The sequence below is a fragment of the Agrobacterium sp. MCAB5 genome (genome assembly GCF_052114365.1).
Classification (GTDB): Bacteria; Pseudomonadota; Alphaproteobacteria; order Rhizobiales; family Rhizobiaceae; genus Agrobacterium; species Agrobacterium tumefaciens.
Genome location: NZ_JBFREP010000002.1, coordinates 264,637 through 285,872, shown reverse-complemented (window position 1 = coordinate 285,872; position 21,236 = coordinate 264,637). Strand labels below are relative to the sequence as shown.

Below are 21,236 nucleotides of genomic sequence, written 5' to 3'. Positions count from 1 at the left end.
GCAATGATCCTGCCCAAACAAAATCGCCCGTAACGCAGGTTACGGGCGATCGATTGCTGGCATAAAGCCCTGGCCTTTTACGCCTGTTCGTAAACGCCGTGGCAGTGCTTGTACTTCTTGCCCGAGCCGCAGGGGCACATTTCGTTGCGGCCGATACGGCCCCAGGTGGCGGGGTTGTTCGGGTCGCGCTCCTCGGCCGGTACGAAAGCGACCGGCACGCCCTGCGCCATCTCGTCTTCCCCGGTGACGGGGTCGAGGTGATGCGCGGTCATTTCCGGCAGCTCCGGCTGCTGCGGTTCCTGCTGCACCAGTTCCACGCGCATCAGCTGGGCGGTGACGGCTTCACGCAGGTTGGTAAGCAGCGACTGGAACAGCTCGAAGGCTTCCGCCTTGTATTCCTGCAATGGATCGCGCTGGGCGTAACCGCGGAAACCGACGACGGAACGAAGGTGATCGAGGTTGACGATGTGTTCGCGCCACAGATGGTCGATTGTCTGAAGCACGACCGAGCGCTCGACATAGGTCATGATCTCCGGGCCGAAACGTTCCGCACGTTCAGCGGCGTATTTGTCCGCGGCCTCGGTAACGCGCTGAAGAATGTCGTCCTCGGCGATGCCTTCTTCCTTCGCCCATTCCTCCACCGGCAGGTCGAGGTTCAGGAACTGGGCGATACCGGCCTTGAGACCGGCGATATCCCACTGTTCGGCATAGGCATTTTCAGGAATATGCTTGGTGACGAGCGCTTCGATCACTTCGTGGCGCATGTCGGCTGCGGTTTCACCGATATTGTCGGATTCCATCAGCTCAAGGCGCTGCTCGAAGATGACCTTGCGCTGATCGTTCAGCACGTCGTCATATTTCAGCAGGTTCTTGCGGGTCTCGAAGTTACGGGCTTCGACCTTCTTCTGGGCACGTTCCAGCGCCTTGTTGATCCACGGATGGACGATGGCCTCGCCGTCCTTCAGGCCGAGCTTCTGCAGCATGCTGTCCATGCGCTCGGAACCGAAGATGCGCATCAGGTCGTCCTGAAGCGACAGATAGAACTTGGAGCGGCCGGGGTCGCCCTGACGGCCGGAACGGCCACGCAGCTGGTTGTCGATACGGCGGCTTTCGTGGCGCTCGGTCGCGATGACGTAGAGACCGCCGGCGGCAAGCGCCTTTTCCTTGAGAACCTTGATCTCGGCGCGGATGGCCGCTTCCTTCGCATCACGCTCCGGACCCGGCTCCATGCCTTCCAGCTCGCGCTCCAGACGCATCTCGACGTTGCCGCCGAGCTGGATGTCCGTACCACGACCGGCCATGTTGGTGGCGATGGTGACCGCACCGGGAACACCGGCCTGCGAAACGATATAGGCCTCCTGCTCGTGGTAACGGGCGTTCAGAACCTGGAAATCGGTAAAGCCGGACTGGCGCAGCATGTGGGCCAGAAGCTCGGATTTCTCGATGGAGGTCGTGCCGACGAGAACCGGCTGACCACGATCATGCGCCGCCTTGATCTCGGCGATGATGGCAAGGAACTTCTCTTCGCCGGTACGATAAACCTCGTCGTCCTCGTCGATACGCTGGATCGGCAGGTTGGTCGGCACCTCGATGACGTCGAGACCGTAGATGTTGCCGAACTCTTCCGCTTCCGTCGACGCCGTACCGGTCATGCCGGCAAGCTTTGCATACATGCGGAAGTAGTTCTGGAAGGTGACGGAAGACAGCGTCTGGTTTTCCGGCTGGATCTGCACCTTTTCCTTGGCTTCCAGCGCCTGGTGCTGGCCTTCGGAATAACGGCGGCCCGGCATCATGCGGCCGGTGAATTCGTCGATGATGACGATCTCGTCGTTGCGGACGATGTAGTCCTTGTCGCGGGTGAAGAGCTTGTGGGCCTTCAGCGCATTGTTGATGTGGTGAACTATGGCGACGTTTTCGATGTCGTAAAGCGATTCGCCCTTGAGCAGGCCCGCCTGCCGCAGCAGGTTTTCGAGCTTCTCGGTGCCGTCTTCGGAGAAGTTGGCCGAACGCTGCTTCTCATCGATTTCGTAATCTTCCGGCGACAGAAGCGGAATGAAGGTGTCGATGGTGTTATAGAGATCGGAGCGGTCGTCCAGCGGGCCGGAGATGATAAGCGGCGTGCGCGCCTCATCGACCAGAATGCTGTCCACTTCGTCGACGATTGCGTAGTTGTGGCCGCGCTGCACCATCTGGGCGCGATCATATTTCATGTTGTCGCGCAGATAATCGAAGCCAAGCTCGTTATTCGTGGCGTAGGTGATGTCGCAGCCATAGGCCTCGCGGCGCTGGTCGTCATCAAGCCCGTGCACGATCACACCGGTCGTCAGACCGAGGAAACGGTAGAGCTTGCTCATCGTGGCCGCGTCGCGCTGGGCGAGGTAGTCGTTGACGGTAACGACATGCACGCCCTTGCCGGCCAGCGCATTGAGGTAGACCGCAAGGGTCGCCACCAGCGTCTTGCCTTCACCGGTCTTCATTTCGGCGATGGCGCCCTGGTGCAGGATCATGGCACCGGTCAGCTGCACATCAAAGGGTCGCATGTGCAGAACACGGCGCGACGCCTCGCGGGCGACGGCAAAAGCCGGGATCAGCAGATCGTCCAGCGATTTGCCGTCCGCAAGCTGCTGGCGGAACTCCGCCGTCTTTGCCGCCAGCGCGTCGTCGGAAAGAGCCTTGGTGGCTTCCTCCAGCGCATTGATGGCTGCGATCTTGCTTTTATAGGAGCGGACGCGGCGTTCATTTGCCGAACCGAACAATTTGCGGGCTATTCCGCCGAGGCTGACCATCTTACTGGCCCTTTCTGAAATTCCGTTTTCGCAGGCGGTTTTTTCCATCACGCCGATTTCGGCAACAAATGACGGACTTCGCCCTTCAACGTATCTGGACGCGAGGTTGCGTGACAGATAAGAGGGGGGGCAAATGATGTCAACGGTTCTGCCCGTTACAGAATGGCCACAATCCGGTGTTTGGAAGTTTTTTCAGAGCCGGAAACCATGTCTGGAGCCGGCATTGTCCCCGAAAGGTTCAAAATGTTGCGCTATAATAAAATTGCGGCTGCGGTGATTGTGGCCACGCTCGGCCTCCAGTTTCCTGCCTTTGCACAGGAAGACAAGGTTGTCGCCAAGGTTGGCGATCTGGAAATCCACCAGTCCGAACTCGACCTTGCCATGGGCAATCTCGATCCGCAGCTCGCACAGCTTCCCGACGAGCAGAAGAAGGTCGCAGCCCTTTCCGGCGCGATCGACGTCAAGCTTCTCGTGAAGAATGCCAGCGCCGAAGGTCTGGAAAAGACCGAAGACTTCAAGAAGCGCATGGAGTTCATTCAGGACCGTGAGCTGCACAACGCCTATTTCCGCAAGCATGTGGTTGACGCTGTCACCAATGAAGAGGTGAAGGCGCGCTACGACAAGGAAGTAGCAGCCTTGCCGAAGGAAGAAGAAATCAAGGCAGCCCATATTCTGGTTGCAAGCGAAGACGAAGCCAAGGACGTCATCAAGCAGCTTGATGCGGGCAAGGATTTCGCAGCACTTGCCAAGGAAAAGTCGACCGACTCCAACAAGGATGATGGCGGCGATCTCGGCTGGTTCGGCAAGGGCCGCATGGTTCCGGAATTCGAAGAGGCCGCTTTCGGTCTCGAAAAGGGCGCCTACACCAAGACGCCTGTCAAGACGCAGTTCGGCTTCCACGTCATCAAGCTGGAAGACAAGCGCATCGCACCGCCGCCGGCTTTCGAGCAGGTCGAGCCGCAGGTTCGTCAGCTTGTCATGCGTGACAAGTACGTTGCCCTCATCGAGAAGGCAAAGGCTGACCAGAAGATCGAAATCATGGATGAGACGCTGAAGAAGGGCTACGACGAAGCCACGAAGGAACAGCAGGCACAGCCGCAGCAGTAATAAAACCATGTTACGGGGCGGCCACAGGCCGCCCCGCTTCATCTCAGGCACTTTCAAACCTTCCCCGTTTCCAGAATCTCAGGCGCTTTCCCATGTCCGTTGCCGTTTCCCCGCTCGCTCCGAAATCCTATCCCGACATGCCCGCGCTGCGTGGTGTTCGCATGGCGACGGCTGCCGCCGGCATCAAGTACAAGAACCGGACCGACGTTCTGTTGATGGTGTTCGACAAGCCGGCAAGCGTGGCCGGCGTTTTCACAAAATCGAAATGCCCCTCGGCCCCCGTTGATTTCTGCCGCGCCAATCTCGGCGGTGGCGTGGCGCGCGCCGTGGTGGTCAATTCCGGTAACGCAAACGCCTTTACCGGCGTCAAAGGCAAGGCCGCGACCGAATTGACGGCGAAATCCGCAGCCGCTGCAGTCGGCTGCTCTGAAAATGAAGTGTTTCTGGCATCGACCGGCGTAATCGGCGAACCGCTCGATGCCACCAAGTTCGCCGGGGTTCTGGGCGACATGCAGGGCATGGCTGAAGCCGATTTCTGGCAGGAAGCCGCCAAGGCAATCATGACGACCGACACTTATCCCAAGGTCGCGACCCGCACGGCCGAAATCGGCGGTGTCGTGGTCACCATCAACGGTATCGCCAAGGGTGCCGGCATGATCGCTCCCGATATGGCGACGATGCTTTCCTTCGTGGTGACGGATGCAGATATTGATCCGGCCGCGCTGCAATCACTGCTTTCCGCCGGTGTCGGCTCGACCTTCAATTCCGTGACTGTTGACAGCGACACCTCCACCTCCGATACGCTGATGTTGTTTGCGACAGGTGCGGCGGCTGAGGACGGTCAGGTCAAGGTGACGCGCGCCGATGACGAGCGGCTTTCCTCCTTCCGCGCCGCCTTGAACGATCTCCTGAAAGATCTGGCCCTGCAGGTGGTTCGCGATGGCGAAGGCGCACGCAAGATGGTCGAAGTCACCGTTACCGGCGCGGAAAACGATGTCGCTGCCAAGAAGATCGCCCTTTCGATTGCCAATTCACCGCTGGTGAAGACTGCGGTTGCCGGCGAAGATGCTAATTGGGGTCGCGTCGTGATGGCTGTGGGCAAATCCGGTGAAATGGCCGACCGTGATCGCCTTGCCATCTGGTTCGGCGGCGTGCGCGTTGCCGTCAATGGCGAACGCGATCCGGATTATTCGGAAGCGGAGACCACCGCCGTGATGCGGCTGGAAGACATTCCGGTGAAGGTTGACATCGGTCTCGGTGAGGGCAAGGCCACCGTATGGACGTGCGACCTGACCAAGGAATATGTTGCGATCAACGGCGACTACCGGAGCTGACCGTTGGAGCCGAAGAGAATGCAGGACAATAAAATCGTCAATCTGCCGCTGGTTCGCCGTCTGGAAGCAGTCAGCTTTCGGGCTTGGCCGGCCTCGTCGGTGATTTATGACGGTAGCTGGCAAATCCGCCTGACGGGGTCGCATCCATCAAAACGCATCAATTGCGTGGTGCCGCTCGATCCTTCCGATTATGGAAACTGCGCGGTGCGGCTGGAAAAGGCGCGCAAGCGCTTCGAGGATTTCGGCCGTCCGCTGGTGGTGCGCGAAACGACGCTGATGCCGCCGCAGCTCAAGGATTTTCTGGTAAAGGACGGCTGGTCCATGGTTGAGGAGGTCAAGGTCATGACGGCCGATCTCGCTGGCATGGAACTGCCGGAAACGCTGGTCAGCCTGCCGAGCCACGATATTGGCCGTTTTGTCGAGGCGAGCATCAAGGTCAGCGATGGCGACCCGACCCTGCGCCCGGCGATCGCTGAAATCCTCAGTTCGATCAAGCCGACCCTTGGCCTGTTCATCAACGAAGAAGCAGGGGGCAGCGCACTTGCCACCGTTATCTGCGTGCAGGATAACGATCTTGCCGGCATTCTTTCCCTCGATGTCGAGAAGTCGCAGCGGAAAAAGGGCCTCGGCACGCAGCTGCTGGCGTCAGCACTGCGCTGGGCCCGCATCAGCGGCGCCAAAAGCGCCTGGTTGCAGGTCGTCTCCACAAATGCGCCCGCGATTGCACTTTATGAAAAATTCGGCTTCACCGAGGCCTATTCCTATCGCTACTGGCGCAAGGCTGGTGAAGAATGAGCGAAGCCGGCAAAAAAATCCTGCTGGTTGCCGCCTGCGCCCTTCTCGATCAGGACGGCCGTATTCTTCTGGCGCAACGACCTGAGGGCAAGTCGCTTGCCGGCCTGTGGGAATTTCCAGGCGGCAAGGTGGAACAAGGCGAAACACCGGAGGAGACCCTCGTCCGCGAGTTGGACGAGGAGTTGGGTATCAAGACCAAGATAGCCTGCCTCGCGCCGCTGACGTTCGCCAGCCATACCTACGAGACTTTTCACCTGCTGATGCCGCTTTACGTGTGCCGTCGTTATGAAGGCATGGCCCATGGGCGCGAAGGACAGGCAATTAAATGGGTAAAGCCGCAGGCTCTGCGTGATTATCCGATGCCGCCGGCCGACGAGCCGCTCATCCCCTTCCTTCAGGATTTGCTTTAAAGCGAACTTCCTGGCGGGTTCGATCCCCTCGCGCAGCCTGTTGAAAACATCCCGTAACTCCGCTTTACCGTGCCAAAACGAGGCTGTGTTAACAGATCGTTCAGCACCCTCTGGCAGATTGTTAAGCTAAAGAAGCGGTAAACTGCGCGTATGAGGTTGGCTATGAACGAGGATTTCTGGAAGACGGTGGAAGGTCGTCAGTCTTACTCCAATAAATCCCGTCGCACCGGCGTTCTTAATGTCGCGCTGCTTTTCGGGACGGCTGTGATTGCTCTTTCCTTGATCGTCACCCCCATGCTTGCCGGAAAATCATCAACGCGCGTCGCGCAGTTCTCCGACAATTACGACATGATAAGCACCGGCTCCATCAAGAAGACCGATGCTGGCAAGACGTATTCCATCCGCCGCAGCATAACCCAGCCGATGCCCGAGATGCCCTGTGTCGTGACGGGCTATAGCAGCGAGAGCGGTTGCTGATCGTTTACCATCATCGGTAACGGATTACTCATGCCCGTGGCATAGTATAAATTCGATTTTAGCAATATATAATGCCGGTTAGCGTAAGCACCGGATGGCGGATGGAGAATATCCCGTGCTGCATTGTTTTATTCGTTTCTTTAAAGACGAAAACGGCGCGACCGCAGTCGAATACGGCCTGATCGTCGGCGTTATTTCCGCCGCCATCATCGGTGGCGGAACCACCATCTGCAGCACCATCAATGCTGTATTCCAGTTCCTCGCCGATACTTTTGCCAACATCTGAGGCCTGCGCTACGCCTATCAGGAAAGCTTGACTTCGGTCGTCTTCAAGGCATCGGCAAGGCGCATTTTGGCGGAACCAGGTTTCAGCGGTTTCTGCTGGCTCTCGTGCGGTGCCCAGCCTGAGACATAGATGATGGAAAACGTGGCTCTGATCCGCCCGTCCGGATCGGAATAACGTTCGGCGTAAAGCTCCGCTGCCCGCAGGAAAAAAGCGCGGTTGAGCGGTTTTCTGCTGCGGCTTGCCAGCGGATTGGCCATGCCCATGGCGCGCAGATCGCGCATCAGCGGAAAAATCGAGTCGTAACGCACCGTATAAGTTTCCGCGTCGGTGACGGGAAGCGCAAAACCGGCACGCTGCAACAGTGCGCCAACATCGCGCACATCGGCAAAGGGAATGACGCGCGGGCTGGCGCCGCCGGTCAACTCGGCTTCTGCAGTCAACAGCACATCGCGCAGTTCCTGCAATGTGCCGCTGCCGGGAATGGCTCCGAGAAACAGTCCGTCCGGCTTTAACGCCCGCCTTATCTGGATCAACGCACCGGGGGTGTCGTTGGTGAGGTGGAGGGCAAGCGGGGAAACAATGAGATTGGCGGAGGCTTCTTCGAGCGGCAGATGCTCCATGGAGGCCACCTGCGGCAGATTCCCATCCGTCGCAAAGGAGGTATCCGTCTCGATACGACGGATAGCATCCACCTTGCCCGTCTCGGTCAAGCGCCGGGCGGTGATGCCCGTCCCGCCGTGCAGTTCGATTGCGGTCTCGAAACGGCGCTCGACGATGGCGAGCCTGTCGGCAAACTCGTCGGCGGCCATGTCGAGAAGAAACAGGGCCTTGTCGTCACGCCGGTTCCACGCCCGGCGGCGATTTTGTTCGATCAGGGCCTGGTCAAAGAGAATATCCATCGTCGTGCCTGCTCGGCCTGTAGCGCCTTTGGGATTGGCGGGCCGCATCGTTGCTGTCATGCCGCTTCGGGCATTGTTTTTCCGGTCAGAGGCCGAAACATATCTCTCTCGCAAAGGCACCCGTTCGGCGCTAAAGTCAACCTCATGGGCGCTGGTGAAGATCTGTTTTCGGGATTGCTGTCGAGGTCCGCGACGGTGTCGGTGGCGGCACGCAGCGTGTTGCACTCGGCCTTCCGCATGGTCTATCCGCCCACTTCCGCATGGTCTATCCGCCCACTTGCGCAGGGTGTTCCCGCATGACCGGCGGCGAGGGTGCCCTGTGTGCGGATTGCTGGCGGGATGTGGCCTTTATCGATCGACCTTTTTGTGAGGTTCTGGGCATTCCCTTCGCCCGGGATCACGGCGCGGGTGTTGTAAGCGCACAAGCCATCGCCGATCCACCGCCTTTCGACCGTCTGCGTGCTGTTGCCAGCCATGAGGGAACCGCGCGTAAACTCGTACACCGGCTGAAATATCAGGACCGGACCGATCTTGTGCGTTTCATGGCGCTGTGGATGCTGCGGGCAAGCGACGGAACGGTTGATAGCTGCGACTGTATCGTGCCGGTTCCGCTGCATCGCCACCGCTTCTGGCGTCGCCGTTTCAACCAGTCCGCTGAGCTCGCACGGCATCTGGCCAAGGCCACCGGCAAACCGCTGTTTGCCGGCACGCTGTTGCGCGTGAAGCCGACCGAGCGGCAGGTGGGGCTTTCCGCGCTTGCCCGGCAGGACAATGTGCGGGGTGCTTTTGCAATAGCGCCCGGCCGAAAAACCGATGTTTATGGCAAGCGAGTGGTGCTGGTGGATGATGTTTATACCACTGGTGCAACGGTGGGCGCGGCAAGTCGCGTCTTGCGGAAGGCGGGTGCCACGGATGTGACCGTTTTGACCTTTGCAATGGCCATTTCCGGCCCTATATGAAGCCTGAATGAAACGAGGATATCGTGCGTTTCAGCACACGTTTGCGAGGCTTCGAAATACATGGCACCGGTAACGATCTATACACGGGATTTTTGTGGTTATTGCGCGCGCGCCAAGGCGTTGCTGGACAGCAAGGGCGTCGATTACGCCGAATATAACGCGACGACGACGCCGGAATACCGGCAGGAAATGATCGAGAAATCCGGCGGAACGACCTTCCCGCAAATCTTCATCAACGGCCAGCATATCGGCGGTTGCGACGATCTGCATGCACTGGAGCGTGCTGGCAAACTAGACGTTATGCTGGCCGCTTAATCGGCTCGATTTTCGATACGGAGGACGTGATGATTTTCAAGGCTGCCGCCATTCAGATGCGCTCGGGTGTCGATACGGTGAAAAACGCCGCCGATATGGAGCGCCTGGTACGTGTTGCTGCGGCTGCGGGCGCTGTCTATGTTCAGACGCCGGAAATGACCGGCGCTCTCCAGAAGGACAGGCAGGCGCTTCGCGCCCAGCTGCGTGACGACGATGGCGATATCATCGTTGCGACCGCCGCGCGGCTGGCACGCGAACTCGGCATCCATGTCCATGTCGGCTCGACAGCGATTGCCCGCCCGGATGGCAAGATTGCCAATCGCGGTTTTCTGTTTGCGCCTGACGGTTCGCGTATCTGCAGCTATGACAAGATCCATATGTTCGATGTCGATCTCGACAATGGCGAAAGCTGGCGCGAAAGTGCGGCTTACGAACCCGGCGCTGTCGCTCGCGTTGCCGAACTGCCGCTGGGGAAATTCGGCTTTGCGATCTGCTACGATGTGCGCTTCCCGCAGCTTTTCCGGGCGGAGGCACTCGCCGGCGCCGAGGTTCTGACGGTTCCGGCCGCCTTTACCCGCCAGACAGGGGAAGCCCACTGGGAAATTCTGCTGCGTGCCCGCGCCATTGAAAACGGCGCTTTCGTCATTGCCGCCGCACAGGCCGGCCTGCATGAGGACGGGCGGGTCACGTTCGGCCATTCCATCATCATCGATCCCTGGGGCAAGGTGCTGGCAATGGCCGGTGGCGCCGGGGAAGAGATCATTTTCGCAGAGATCGACACGTCTCTCGTGGCTGCCGCGCGCGGGAAAATCCCCAATCTGCGCAATGCCCGCGAGTTCGGACTGGACACGGTTATTCCTGCTGGAGGTGAGGCGGCGTGATCCGTTATGCGCTGGCCTGTGAAAAGGGCCATGAGTTCGAAGGCTGGTTTTCCGGGAGCGACGATTTCGACAATCAGTTGCAGCGCGGCTTCCTGTCCTGCCCGATGTGCAATTCCCCGCAGGTTTCCAAACTTCTGATGGCGCCTTCGGTCTCCACCGCCCGCAAAAAAGACGAACGCCAGTCGCTCGCCATGGACACGGCCAGAAAAGAGGCTATCGCAAAAATCCGCGAGGCGGTCGCAAATATCCGCGCGAATGCGGAAGATGTCGGCGATAAATTTCCTGAAGAAGCCCGCAAGATCCACTATGGCGAGGCCGACGAACGCGGCATCATCGGCCACGCGTCTGCCCAGGACGCGAAGGCCCTGATTGACGAGGGCATCGAGATTGCACCGTTGCCAGTGCTGCCCGATGATGTGAATTGAGTTTGCTTGCGATTCTGATGACGTCCACCACTCAGGGTGACGTCATCCGTCGTTCATGACCGGAGAGTTGGGTACGCTGGCTTCACGCGGGTCTTTTCGCCAGCATCATGTAGTTGACTTCCATGTCCGGCGAGAGGTTCCAGCGGTCCTGCAATACGTTGTAGAAGACGCCGGTACGGTGGACGATATCCATGCCGCTGGCCACCAGCGGTCGTTCAAGCTCATCCGGGCGAACCAGCTTCTCATATTGGTGGGTGCCGCGCGGCAGCCAGCGCAATACGTTTTCGGCGGCGAAGATCGCGAGCGCGCGGGCTTTCAGCGTGCGGTTGATGGTGGCGGCGAACATCAGCCCGCCGGGACGCACCATTTTCGCGCAGGTGGTGACGAAGAGATCGACATTGGCCACATGCTCGACAACTTCCATGTTGAGGACGACGTCGAAGGTTTCGCCCGCCTCCAGCAACTGTTCGGCGGTCACGGCGCGGTAGTCGACGCTGACACCGCTTTCACGGGCGTGGGTGGAGGCGATGCCGATATTCTTTTCTGAAGGGTCGGCGCCCACCACGTCCGCGCCCATGCGCGCCACGGGTTCGGAAAGCAGGCCGCCGCCGCAGCCGATATCTAGCACACGCAGCCCTTCAAGCGGGCGGTGCGCCTTCGGGTCGCGGCCGAAATTATCGCAGATGCGGTTGCGGATATATTCAAGCCGCACCGGGTTGAATTTGTGCAGCGGCCGGAACTTGCCCGTCGGGCTCCACCATTCCGCAGCCATCGCGGAGAAGCGATCCACTTCGCTCTGGTCGACGGTCGTCTGTGCGGTTTCGCTCATGGTTCTGCTCCATATTGCTGTTGCATTGAAGTCGGATGATTGATCCCCGAAGTCAAGACCGGCGGCACATTCCGTCGGCAAATTCCCGGGTGCTTCATTGCCGCAGGTGGAACTGAAACGGGCTGCGATTTGTTTCATGCTGCGTTCATGGAACACGGCGTATTTTCCAGCCATGGCAGTATGTGGAACGCATGCTCGTCCATCGAAATCGATGGACGCCGACAAGGGCAAAGCGGGCTTTTGCTTGAGGAGAAGTAAGTGAAGAAAAAACTGTTTGGCGCAATTGCGCTGGTGGCCATGCTCGCCGCGCCGGCCCTTGCCGAAGCTGCGACTCGCGGCTTTGCCACCGCGAATGTGAATATGCGCTCCGGTCCGAGCACAGCCTATCCGGCCGTGGTCGTGATCCCGGTCGGCGCACCATTGACGGTTCATGGCTGCCTGTCCGATACGCCGTGGTGCGACGTCTCTTTCGTCAGCGGTCGTGGTTGGGTCGCCGGTCGTTACATCCAGACGACGTTCAGGCAGAACCGGGTCTACGTTGAGCCGCGTTATTACCGCGATCTCGGCGTTCCCGTGATCACCTTCGAAGCCGGTCGTTATTGGGACCGTTATTATCGTGACCGTGACTTCTACCGCGAGCGTGACCGCTGGCGTCGTCCGCCGCCATCAGGCGGTTACTGGAATGCTGCGCCTCCGCCGCCGCGCGGTGACTGGGAACGCCCGCGTCCGCGCGACGAATGGCGTGATGGCCGCCGGGATGAATGGCGCGATCCGCGTCAGGGCGGTGGACCGAATGATGGCCGCTGGGAGCGCCGTTACGGCGACTGGAACCAGGGTGACAGAAACCGGGGCGATGGAAATCAGGACAGGCCGCGTCGAGATGGTGACCGCCCGCGGTTCGAGGAAGAAAATCGCGACCGCAATCGCGATCGCCAGCCGAATCAGGACGAAGGCCAGCGTCGTCCGGAGCGCCGCCAGTGGGATGATCCACGCCGCGCGCCCGCCTCGGAAAACTTTCAGGGCGGTTGCCGGGTCGGTGATCCCGGTTGCGATCCGCGATAAACAGACAAAGCCCGGCGAGATTTCGTCGGGCTTTTCATTTGCCGGTTCATATTATCACGAGAGTACTTTTATTTCGCGGTTGCTGCCTTGCGTGCACGGGCCTTGGGTTTTGCGGGGGCTTCTGCCTCCGGCTCCGCAGCAGCGGTCTTCGGCACTGCTTTCTTGCGCTGGGCAGGCTTTGTCGCCTCCGACGTCTTCAGCAGCGAAAATTCATGCTTTGCCTGTTCCCAATGGTCCGCGTCACGGCCATGAGGATGGCCTTCCTTTTCCCAAAGTGTATAGGCCCGTTTGCTGATCCACTCTTGTTCCGAAACCTGCATGCTCGTCTCCCGTTGCTGTTGACAACGCCTTTGACAAGGCGACATTCCGCTTGGTCCGGCACACGCTCGACAGGAATCAATGCCGGCATTTCAAACTCCATTACATGCCATGATTTTCCGGGCGTCAAGCAAACATGCTGCATTGCGAAAGCGGATTTCAGGCATTTTACGCGGGTGAAAGCGGTTTGAGCGAAAGACGTTCCTGAAGGACAAGATCAACGTTGCGTGATCGCGCCCGGACCTCCAAGATGGGCTGGTGAACGGTAGCGGAGGAGGCGACCTTGGAAGTTGCAACGGAAGCGGAGACGCAGGTCGTCATCGAGAGACGGGTAGGGGCCGGTATCATCCACCTGAACCGTCCGAAAGCCATCAACAGCCTGACGCTGCCGATGGTTCGTGCCATGCTTCAGGCGCTTCACCGTTTCGAGGATGATCCTGACGTTTCCTGCGTGGTGCTGACAGGAGAAGGCGACAGGGGGCTCTGTGCGGGGGGTGACGTTCGGATCATTCACGATCTCGGCAAAGCGGGCGATCCGCAGGTGCTGGATTTCTGGCGCGAAGAGTTTCCGCTGAATTATCACATTGCCCGCTTTGGTAAACCTTATGTCGCGTTGATGGACGGCATCGTCATGGGTGGCGGCGTCGGCATTTCCGCCCATGCCAGCCACCGCATCGTCACCGAGCGGACGAAGCTTGCCATGCCGGAAACCGGTATCGGCTATTTCCCTGACGTCGGCGGTTCCTGGCTTTTGCCCAGAGCGCCGGGCGAATGTGGCACCTGGCTGGGGCTGACAGGCAATGCGGTCACTGCTGCCGATGCGATCTATGCCGGTTTTGCCGATTATTTCGTCCCTTCTGCGCGCCTTACAGATTTGGTGCAGAATCTATCACAAGCGCTCGATCCTGATGGTGTCGAGGCGGTAATCGGAACTTATGCCGTCGAAGCTGGTGAGGGGGTCCTGTCGGCACACCGTGAGATCATCGACGCGGCATTCCGTTTCGACACGGTCGAGGAGATTTTCGCAGCACTTTCGGAGCGTGACGATACGTTTTCGCGCGAGACTCTGGAAATTCTCAAAAAACGCTCCCCTACCAGTCTCAAACTAACCCTGAAGCTGCTGCGCCTGGGGCGGGAAAGCGCCAGCCTCATCGAATGCCTCGAACGGGAATTTGCCGCCGGCACGGAGATATTGCGGGGTCATGATTTTTATGAGGGCGTGCGTGCGGCCCTGGTCGACAAGGACCGCAATCCGCGCTGGCGACCGGCACAGCTGGAAGAGGTGCGTGAAGAAGACCTTCTGCCATATTTTACCAAACATTCCGGTAATCTCTTTCCCGAGCACCGCCTTTAGATTGCGCAACGCAAAAGAAATCCGGCTTGCGGACATATATGAAATCATCACCTTTCGAATTGATGTTGCTTGGGTGAAATTTCTAATACGCTTCTGCTTAACGCACGGCTGTTGCTCGCAGGCGTTGTCGCCCCCCGTTATGTTGACGACCATTCGATTTTCCGGGGGTATTCATGAAACGTCTTCTCATCATCGGCACTGCCATTGCCGCTCTTTTTGCAGGTGCGGCGCAGGCGCAGTCTCCGACCACCATTCTCAACGCCTCCTACGATGTTGCCCGTGAGGTTTTCGCAGCCGAGAACGAGGCTTTCATCAAGCTGCATCCGGGTATCACGGTTGATCAGTCGCACGCCGGCACCTCCAAGCAGGCGCGTGCCATCGTTGAGGGTCTGGAAGCCGATGTCGTCACCTTCAACCAGGTAACGGATGTCGATTTTCTGGTGAAGCAGGGTTTCGTTTCCGCCGACTGGCAGAAGGATTTTGCGAACGACGCCTCGCCGTTCTATTCTTTCCCGTCCTTTCTCGTGCGTGCCGGTAATCCCAAGCACATCAAAGACTGGGACGATCTTGCCCGTGACGACGTGAAGGTGGTTTTCCCCAATCCGAAGACCTCGGGTAACGCCCGTTACACCTATCTCGCCGCCACGGCCTATGCCAAGGAGAAGTTCAACGGCGACGAGAAGAAGGTTCAGGAATTCGTCAAGAAAATCTTCGACAACACCCCTGTTTTCGACACCGGAGGCCGCGCCGCCACCACCACCTTTGTGGAACGTGAAATCGGCGACGTGCTGATCACCTTCGAAGCTGAGACCCGCGGCATTGCCAAGCAATATGGCGCCGACAAGGTTGAGGGCGTGGTGCCTTCCGTCAGCCTGCTCGCCGAATTCCCGGTCGCTGTGGTGGACAAGGTGGTCGACAAGCGCGGCTCGCGCGATCTGGCGAAGAGCTACCTCGATTTCCTCTACACCGAAGAGGGCCAGCGCATTGCTGCCGAATTCGGCCATCGCGTTCACAACGAAAAGGTTGTCGGCGAGTTCAAGGACAAGTTCCCGGCCATTCGCCTCGTCAACGTCAATGACGTCTTCGGCGGCTGGAATAAAATCCAGAAAGAGCATTTTGCGTCCGGCGCGACGCTTGATACGCTCTACGGCAGCCGTTAATCACGACGATATGCAACAGGTAAAAGACCCGGCGGGAAACTGCCGGGTCGCTTTATGATGAAATGGGGGCGGGGTTTGAAGCGGAATGTTCTGCCGGGGCTTAAATTGTCCCTCGGCGTTACCCTCACTTACGTCGCCATCATCGTGCTTCTGCCGCTCTCGGCGCTGGTGTTCAAGGCGGCGAGCCTCGGGCCAGCCGAATATTGGGCCATTATCTCTTCGCCGCGCGCTGTTGCGAGCTATCGCGTCACGGTGCTCTGCGCTCTCGCCGCGACCTTGTTCAACGTCGTTTTCGGACTGGCGCTCGCCTGGGTGCTGACGCGTTACCGTTTCCCCGGCTGGCGCCTTGTCGATGCCATTGTCGATCTGCCTTTTGCGCTTCCCACCGCCGTTGCCGGCATTGCGCTGACGACGCTGTTTGCGGGTAACGGCTGGTTCGGCTCGGTGCTTGCGCAATTCGGCATCAAGGTTGCCTATACGCCGCTCGGCATCATGGTGGCGATGGCCTTTACCAGTCTACCCTTCATCGTGCGCACCGTGCAGCCGGTGCTCGAAGACCTCGATCCGGCATTGGAGGAGGCGGCGCAATCGCTCGGCGGTTCCGATCTCGAAATCTTCCGCAAGGTCATCCTGCCGCTTTTGACACCCGCTCTGCTGGCTGGTCTTTCGCTGTCCTTCGCACGCAGCCTCGGCGAGTTTGGGGCAATCATCTTTATTGCCGGCAACCAGCCGTTCTCGACGGAAATCACCGCACTGCTGATCTTCATCCGGCTTGAGGAATATGATTATCAGGCCGCCGCCGCCATCGCCTCGGTGCTGCTCATCGCGGCCTTCGTGATGCTGGCGGTGACCAATTACCTCCAGGCGCGTGCGCTTCGTTATACGGTGAGGAGCTGAGACATGAGCGCGTTTTCTTCCCGCCGCAAGCCGCCACGCGTTGGTGATGCACCCTGGGTTCGCCGCAGCCTGATTGCTTTTGTGCTCGTCATCGGCGCGTTCCTGGTTGTCGCTCCTCTGACCATCATCGGTGTCGAGGCTTTTTCGCAGGGCTGGAAGGTTTACTCAGCCACCATCACCCACCCCGATACCCGCCACGCCATCATGCTGACGGTGCTGACGGCGCTGATTGCGGTGCCGATCAACACGGCCTTCGGCGTCGCGGCCGCATGGGCGATCACCAAATTCGATTTTCCCGGCCGGCGCTTCCTGCTGGTGCTGATCGAGATACCCTTCTCCATCTCGCCGATCGTCGCCGGTGTCGCCTATCTCTTCGTTTATGGGCTGCAGGGGCTGTTTGGGCCGTTCCTCGATGCGCATAATATCAAGATACTCTTTGCACTACCCGGCATCGTCATCGCGTCGATGTTCGTCACGGCACCCTTCGTGGCGCGCGAGCTGATCCCATTGATGCAGGCGCAGGGCCGCGATCTGGAGGAGGCGGCCACCTCGCTTGGCGCATCCGGCTGGCGCACCTTCTTTTCGGTGACGCTACCGAATATCAAATGGGCGCTGCTCTACGGCGTCGTTCTGTGCAACGCCCGCGTCATGGGTGAATTTGGCGCGGTGTCGGTCGTGTCAGGTAATATTCGCGGCCAGACCAACACGCTGCCGCTGCATATCGAGCTGCTCTACCATGATTACCAGACGGCCGGCGCCTTTGCGTCGGCCTCCATCCTCGCTCTGCTCGCCGTCATCACCATCATCGCCAAGGTGGCGCTGGAAGGGCGCGGTGCGGGGCGCGGGGCCAAGAAGACCAACGGCGGTGCCGCCATCGCCACGGAGACCTGATACCCATGAAAATCCGCCTCGAAAATGTGGTGAAGACCTTCGATACATTCCGCGCGGTGCGCGATGTTTCGCTCGATATTGAAAGTGGCGAGCTTCTGGCGCTGCTCGGCCCCTCGGGTTCAGGCAAAACCACGATTTTGCGCATGGTCGCCGGTCTCGAATATAGCGATGGCGGCCGCATCTTTTTTGGAGACGAAGACGCCACCAATATTCCGGTGCGCGATCGCGGCGTCGGTTTCGTGTTCCAGCACTACGCACTTTTTCCGCATATGACGCTGCATGAAAACATCGCGTTCGGCATGAAGGTGTCGAAGGTGAAGCGCGACAAAGCGGCGATCGATGCGCGGGTCGGGGAACTGTTGAACCTGGTCAAGCTTGACGGTCTGGGCGACCGGTTCCCGGCGCAGATTTCCGGTGGGCAGCGGCAGCGTGTGGCGCTGGCCCGTGCGCTTTCGGTCGATCCCAAAGTGCTTCTACTGGATGAGCCCTTCGGCGCGCTGGATGCCAATGTGCGCCGCGACCTGCGCCGCTGGCTGCGTGAAATTCACGGCGCGCTGGGCATTACCACGATTTTCGTGACACATGATCAGGAAGAGGCACTGGATCTCGCTGACCGCGTCGTCATCCTCAATCAGGGCGAGATCGTGCAACAGGGCACGCCGAAGGAAGTGTGCCGCCAGCCGAACAGCGCCTTCGTCATGCGCTTTCTCGGCGATGCCAACCGTGTGTCCGGCGTGGCGCGCGGCGGCAAGGTCTATGTCGGTGACAACGAACTGCCCTTCTCCTACGGTCAGGCGGATGGCGCCGTTGAGATCTATGCCCGTCCCTCCGACCTGGAATGGGAAGATCTGCACGAGGGCATTCCAGCCTCGGTTTCGCGGGTTCTCGACAGGGCAGGCGAGCGGCGGGTGATTGCCAGCACAGATGGCGGCGATCTCCTGGAATTCGACGTGCCGCCGGAAAATGATGTCGCGGCAGGCGATCGCGGTTCCGTCATCATCCGCCGTGCGAAGATTTTCCCGGCGGCTTGAGGGACGCTCTCGCCAGCCTCATATCAGCAGTTCGAAAAAGGCCTCGGCCGCCAGCCTGCCATTGACCATCAGGTCAACCTTGTGAACACCCGCATAGTGCTTGCGGGTGGTGAAATCGCGCATGGCGCGGCTTATCGAGAGCGCGCACGTTTCGCCCGGCTGCAACTCGATTTCTTTCCACTTGAAGACTTTCGCGGAGGCGTCACCGCTCTTTTTCACGTAATGCACGGCATAATCGATCACCAGTTTCTGCGGGCTTTCTGCCGTCGAGGTGAAAGAAGCTGAAATCCGCACTGGATTACCAAGAGCGACCTTTTCAGGAGAAACCTGAAACGCCGAAAGTGCGATCTGAGCCTCCTTATGGGCGCCCAAATGGGCGAGTGCGGCAGCGTCGCCTTTCTTGACCAGAGTGCGCAAGGCCTGCCGCACGATCCAGCGTGTATGCGGGTTTTCCTTCGGCCATGTGTCGATGAGCGCCAGCACGAAAGCGGCATTGTCCTTGGTGATGTCGTTCAGATGATTGGCGACGGATTTGCGCACGTAAAGCGCCTCGTCAGCTTTCATGGCATCGAGGATCGCGGTGACCGGTGAGGGATCATCGATCAGGGCTTTGAGCTGAAACGACCAAGGCAGGCGCGGCCGGCAGCCTTCGCTCGCCAGCCTTCGCACATGTTCGTTGTCATGTCGCGACCATGTTTCCATCACGGCAAGTGTTCGGGCCAGATCCCTTTGCAGGAAATGGCGGATGGCAAATTCCGAGGAGCCGAAACGGGTGAAATATTGCAGCGCCTGCATGGAAAGATCGAAATCGTCGAGACCGTAAAGCGCCACATATTCTGGCAGCGAAATGGACGCGAAACCGTTGCCTATCCCGGGTGCTGCGGCTGTCAGAATTTCGATGTTGCGGGCAAAGTCGCCGGGAAGCGTGGCGTGCAGGCTGGTCGCCACCTGCCGCATGCGCTGCATGATGCCCAGCGCTTCGAGATTTGTCGTGGCAAGCGCCATGAAGGCGGGAACATCGAAAGGCGCATGAACGGCTTTGGTCTGATCGGCGATGTGTCGCAGTTTTTCGTGGTTGAAGATTTCCTTCAACGCGGGTGCCGCTGTCTCGCTCATAGGGCCTCTCAAAGTTCACTTTTTGTTCTTTTAGGACATGATGAGGACGGAGGCAAGGGAAGGCGCTACTACCGAAGAAAAGACATAGCAGATCTTGCTTCTTCACAGATTGACGAAGGCCTTTCACTCCGTCATTCCGGGCTTGATCCGGCATCCGGCATCCGGCATCCGGCATCCGGCATCCGGCATCCGGCATCCGGCCACTGGGCGCCTGCGCGGCGAATAGTCTTTTGCGATCAGTGACTTGACCGCGCTGGACCCCGGATCTAGTCCGGAGTGACGATGCGTGGAGATTCCGGGTTCGCCAAATTCAGGTTCAGGGCGGATATTGTCATCCGCCCTGAGCTTGCATCCAAAGCTTCAGCTCATCTGGCTGACGAATTTCGTCTCCAGATAGGCCTGAACCGCCTCCGAACCGCCCTCCGTGCCATAACCGGAATCCTTGACGCCGCCGAAGGGGACTTCGGGAAGCGCAAGGCCGTTGTGGTTGATGGTCAGCATGCCCGCCTCGACCTGGTGGCCGAGCGCATGCGCTGTCTTGACCGAGCTGGTAAAGGCGTAGGATGCGAGGCCAAAAGGCAGGCGGTTCGCTTCGTTGATGGCATCATCGAACGTCGAGAAGCGGTTGATGATGGCGACGGGACCGAAGGGCTCGTCGTTCATGATCTTGGCTGTCACTGGCACGTTGGCGAGCACCGTGGGCTCGAAGAAGTTGCCCTTGTTGCCGATGCGGCGGCCACCGGTCTTCAGTTCCGCGCCATGGGAAACGGCGTCGTTGATCAGGCCTTCCAGCGCTGGGATGCGGCGCTCATTGGCGAGCGGCCCCATGACGACACCTTCTTCCAGGCCGTTGCCGACCTTGATCGCCTTCGTGGCTTCCACGAAACCTTCAAGGAAGCGATCCGCCACACCGTCCTGCACGAGGAAGCGGGTGGGAGCGACGCAGACCTGACCGGCATTGCGGAACTTGGCAAGCGAGGTCACCTCGATCGCTTTTTCGATATCGGCATCGTCAAAGATCATCACTGGCGCATGACCGCCGAGTTCCATCGTGGCGCGCTTCATGTGCTTGCCGGCAAGCGCTGCCAGATGTTTGCCGATCGGCGTGGAGCCGGTGAAGGAAATCTTGCGGATGACCGGATGCGGGATCAGATATTCCGAAATCTCGGATGGCACGCCGTAAACGAGACCGATGACACCCGCCGGCACGCCCGCATCCACAAACGCTCGGATCAGTTCCGCCGGCGATGCCGGTGTTTCTTCCGGGGCCTTGACGATGATGGAGCAGCCCGTGGCAAGGGCAGCCGAAAGCTTGCGGACGATCTGGTTGATCGGGAAGTTCCATGGCGTAAACGCCGCGACGGGACCAACCGGCAGCTTGATGGCAAGCTGGGAAACGCCGGTTGCGCGCGCCGGGATGACCTGGCCGTAGGTGCGACGTGCTTCTTCGGCGAACCAGTCGATGGTATCGGCGGCGCCCATGATTTCGGTTGCCGATTGCGACAGCGGCTTGCCCTGCTCGCGGGTCATTATATAGGCGATCTTGTCCTTGCGCTCGCGCAGGATATCGGCTGCCCTGCGCATGATCTTGGAACGCTCGAAGGGCGAGGTGTCGCGCCAGACCTTGAAGCCACGCTCGGCGGCGGCAAGTGCCAGATCGAGGTCCGCCTTTTCGGCATGAGCGATCGCGCCGATGATTTCGTCGGTCGCAGGGTCGGATACGGCGATCGTCTTGCCGGAAACGGCGTCTCGCCATTCGCCATCAATGAGAAGTTTGATGTCGGGATAGGTGTGCATAGGGACTACCTTCATGATGCGGCCGATACGGCAGGGTGCCGTCCAGCCCGGAGACGTGAACAGAATTTTCCTGACCGGACTATATCCGGTATCGCCGCTTGCGCTGC

General features: G+C 59.4%; 23 protein-coding genes. 17 read left to right on the top strand and 6 right to left on the bottom strand.

Annotated features, from left to right (window positions below; translation table 11 throughout):
* Positions 1-77: 77 nt before the first annotated feature.
* Positions 78-2,786: a preprotein translocase subunit SecA gene (gene secA / locus AB4Z23_RS06055; RefSeq protein WP_065688010.1), complete on the bottom strand. Its 2,709-nt coding sequence runs from the start codon at positions 2,784-2,786 to the stop codon at positions 78-80.
* Between the two features lie 243 nt (positions 2,787-3,029).
* Between secA and AB4Z23_RS06050 the strand changes: the two genes are divergently transcribed.
* The 6 genes from AB4Z23_RS06050 to AB4Z23_RS06025 all read left to right on the top strand — a co-directional run bounded on the left by AB4Z23_RS06050 (position 3,030) and on the right by AB4Z23_RS06025 (position 7,195).
* Entirely contained in the window at positions 3,030-3,893 is an 864-nt protein-coding gene (locus AB4Z23_RS06050; RefSeq protein ID WP_013761725.1) for a peptidylprolyl isomerase, read from the top strand.
* A 92-nt stretch (positions 3,894-3,985) separates the two neighbouring features.
* Entirely contained in the window at positions 3,986-5,227 is a 1,242-nt protein-coding gene (gene argJ, locus AB4Z23_RS06045; protein WP_065687837.1) for a bifunctional glutamate N-acetyltransferase/amino-acid acetyltransferase ArgJ, read from the top strand.
* An 18-nt stretch (positions 5,228-5,245) separates the two neighbouring features.
* Entirely contained in the window at positions 5,246-6,022 is a 777-nt protein-coding gene (locus tag AB4Z23_RS06040) for a GNAT family N-acetyltransferase (RefSeq protein WP_013761724.1), read from the top strand.
* Positions 6,019-6,432: an 8-oxo-dGTP diphosphatase MutT gene (gene mutT / locus AB4Z23_RS06035; protein ID WP_003511235.1), complete on the top strand. Its 414-nt coding sequence runs from the start codon at positions 6,019-6,021 to the stop codon at positions 6,430-6,432. The genes AB4Z23_RS06040 and mutT overlap by 4 nt, the downstream gene beginning before the upstream one ends.
* Positions 6,433-6,594: 162 nt before the next feature.
* A complete protein-coding gene (locus AB4Z23_RS06030) occupies positions 6,595-6,909 on the top strand; it encodes a hypothetical protein (RefSeq protein WP_003511234.1) in 315 nt (104 codons plus the stop codon).
* A gap of 94 nt (positions 6,910-7,003) precedes the next feature.
* The gene (locus AB4Z23_RS06025; protein WP_441360027.1) at positions 7,004-7,195 is read left to right on the top strand and encodes a Flp family type IVb pilin; all 192 of its coding nucleotides are present in this window, start codon (positions 7,004-7,006) and stop codon (positions 7,193-7,195) included.
* A 17-nt stretch (positions 7,196-7,212) separates the two neighbouring features.
* Here the strand turns inward: AB4Z23_RS06025 and AB4Z23_RS06020 are convergent, their stop codons facing one another.
* The gene (locus AB4Z23_RS06020; RefSeq protein WP_003511231.1) at positions 7,213-8,094 is read right to left on the bottom strand and encodes a methyltransferase domain-containing protein; all 882 of its coding nucleotides are present in this window, start codon (positions 8,092-8,094) and stop codon (positions 7,213-7,215) included.
* A 260-nt stretch (positions 8,095-8,354) separates the two neighbouring features.
* Between AB4Z23_RS06020 and AB4Z23_RS06015 the strand changes: the two genes are divergently transcribed.
* From AB4Z23_RS06015 to AB4Z23_RS06000, 4 genes are read left to right on the top strand one after another with little or no spacing between them, the layout of a single operon-like run.
* Positions 8,355-9,053 (top strand): ComF family protein, encoded by a 699-nt coding sequence (locus AB4Z23_RS06015; RefSeq protein ID WP_441360026.1) that lies wholly within the window; start codon positions 8,355-8,357, stop codon positions 9,051-9,053.
* Between the two features lie 60 nt (positions 9,054-9,113).
* The gene (gene grxC / locus AB4Z23_RS06010) at positions 9,114-9,368 is read left to right on the top strand and encodes a glutaredoxin 3 (RefSeq protein ID WP_003511229.1); all 255 of its coding nucleotides are present in this window, start codon (positions 9,114-9,116) and stop codon (positions 9,366-9,368) included.
* A 29-nt stretch (positions 9,369-9,397) separates the two neighbouring features.
* The gene (locus AB4Z23_RS06005; RefSeq protein WP_003511228.1) at positions 9,398-10,249 is read left to right on the top strand and encodes a carbon-nitrogen hydrolase family protein; all 852 of its coding nucleotides are present in this window, start codon (positions 9,398-9,400) and stop codon (positions 10,247-10,249) included.
* Positions 10,246-10,674, top strand: a complete 429-nt coding sequence (locus tag AB4Z23_RS06000; protein WP_003511227.1) for a DUF1178 family protein — start codon at positions 10,246-10,248, stop codon at positions 10,672-10,674. The genes AB4Z23_RS06005 and AB4Z23_RS06000 overlap by 4 nt, the downstream gene beginning before the upstream one ends.
* A gap of 82 nt (positions 10,675-10,756) precedes the next feature.
* Here AB4Z23_RS06000 and ubiG read toward each other — a convergent pair whose 3' ends face one another.
* Positions 10,757-11,503: a bifunctional 2-polyprenyl-6-hydroxyphenol methylase/3-demethylubiquinol 3-O-methyltransferase UbiG gene (gene ubiG, locus AB4Z23_RS05995; RefSeq protein WP_026330704.1), complete on the bottom strand. Its 747-nt coding sequence runs from the start codon at positions 11,501-11,503 to the stop codon at positions 10,757-10,759.
* Positions 11,504-11,542: 39 nt separating this feature from the next.
* Between ubiG and AB4Z23_RS05990 the strand changes: the two genes are divergently transcribed.
* Both AB4Z23_RS05990 and AB4Z23_RS05985 read left to right on the top strand, forming a co-directional pair.
* The gene (locus tag AB4Z23_RS05990; protein ID WP_139104343.1) at positions 11,543-11,761 is read left to right on the top strand and encodes a hypothetical protein; all 219 of its coding nucleotides are present in this window, start codon (positions 11,543-11,545) and stop codon (positions 11,759-11,761) included.
* Positions 11,762-12,565 (top strand): SH3 domain-containing protein, encoded by an 804-nt coding sequence (locus tag AB4Z23_RS05985; protein WP_003511225.1) that lies wholly within the window; start codon positions 11,762-11,764, stop codon positions 12,563-12,565.
* A gap of 68 nt (positions 12,566-12,633) precedes the next feature.
* On the opposite strand, the gene AB4Z23_RS05980 is transcribed toward AB4Z23_RS05985, so the two are convergent.
* Positions 12,634-12,885, bottom strand: a complete 252-nt coding sequence (locus tag AB4Z23_RS05980; protein ID WP_065687836.1) for a DUF2934 domain-containing protein — start codon at positions 12,883-12,885, stop codon at positions 12,634-12,636.
* A 281-nt stretch (positions 12,886-13,166) separates the two neighbouring features.
* Here AB4Z23_RS05980 and AB4Z23_RS05975 point away from each other — a divergent pair, with 281 nt between their 5' ends.
* The 5 genes from AB4Z23_RS05975 (at position 13,167) to AB4Z23_RS05955 (ending at position 18,216) form a co-directional block, all read left to right on the top strand.
* On the top strand, positions 13,167-14,237 hold the full coding sequence (locus AB4Z23_RS05975) for an enoyl-CoA hydratase/isomerase family protein (RefSeq protein ID WP_065687835.1): 1,071 nt from the start codon (positions 13,167-13,169) through the stop codon (positions 14,235-14,237).
* Between the two features lie 173 nt (positions 14,238-14,410).
* Positions 14,411-15,397, top strand: coding sequence for a thiosulfate ABC transporter substrate-binding protein CysP (gene cysP / locus AB4Z23_RS05970; protein ID WP_065659633.1), 987 nt, complete (start codon positions 14,411-14,413; stop codon positions 15,395-15,397).
* A gap of 54 nt (positions 15,398-15,451) precedes the next feature.
* Complete coding sequence (cysT, locus tag AB4Z23_RS05965; protein WP_013761717.1) at positions 15,452-16,294, top strand: sulfate ABC transporter permease subunit CysT; 843 nt, start codon at positions 15,452-15,454, stop codon at positions 16,292-16,294.
* Between the two features lie 3 nt (positions 16,295-16,297).
* Positions 16,298-17,185 (top strand): sulfate ABC transporter permease subunit CysW, encoded by an 888-nt coding sequence (gene cysW, locus AB4Z23_RS05960; RefSeq protein WP_065687834.1) that lies wholly within the window; start codon positions 16,298-16,300, stop codon positions 17,183-17,185.
* Between the two features lie 5 nt (positions 17,186-17,190).
* Complete coding sequence (locus tag AB4Z23_RS05955; protein WP_013761716.1) at positions 17,191-18,216, top strand: sulfate/molybdate ABC transporter ATP-binding protein; 1,026 nt, start codon at positions 17,191-17,193, stop codon at positions 18,214-18,216.
* A gap of 18 nt (positions 18,217-18,234) precedes the next feature.
* Here AB4Z23_RS05955 and AB4Z23_RS05950 read toward each other — a convergent pair whose 3' ends face one another.
* Entirely contained in the window at positions 18,235-19,332 is a 1,098-nt protein-coding gene (locus AB4Z23_RS05950; RefSeq protein WP_065687833.1) for a DNA alkylation repair protein, read from the bottom strand.
* Positions 19,333-19,692: 360 nt separating this feature from the next.
* Positions 19,693-21,129: an NAD-dependent succinate-semialdehyde dehydrogenase gene (locus tag AB4Z23_RS05945; RefSeq protein ID WP_003511213.1), complete on the bottom strand. Its 1,437-nt coding sequence runs from the start codon at positions 21,127-21,129 to the stop codon at positions 19,693-19,695.
* Positions 21,130-21,236 lie beyond the last annotated feature (107 nt).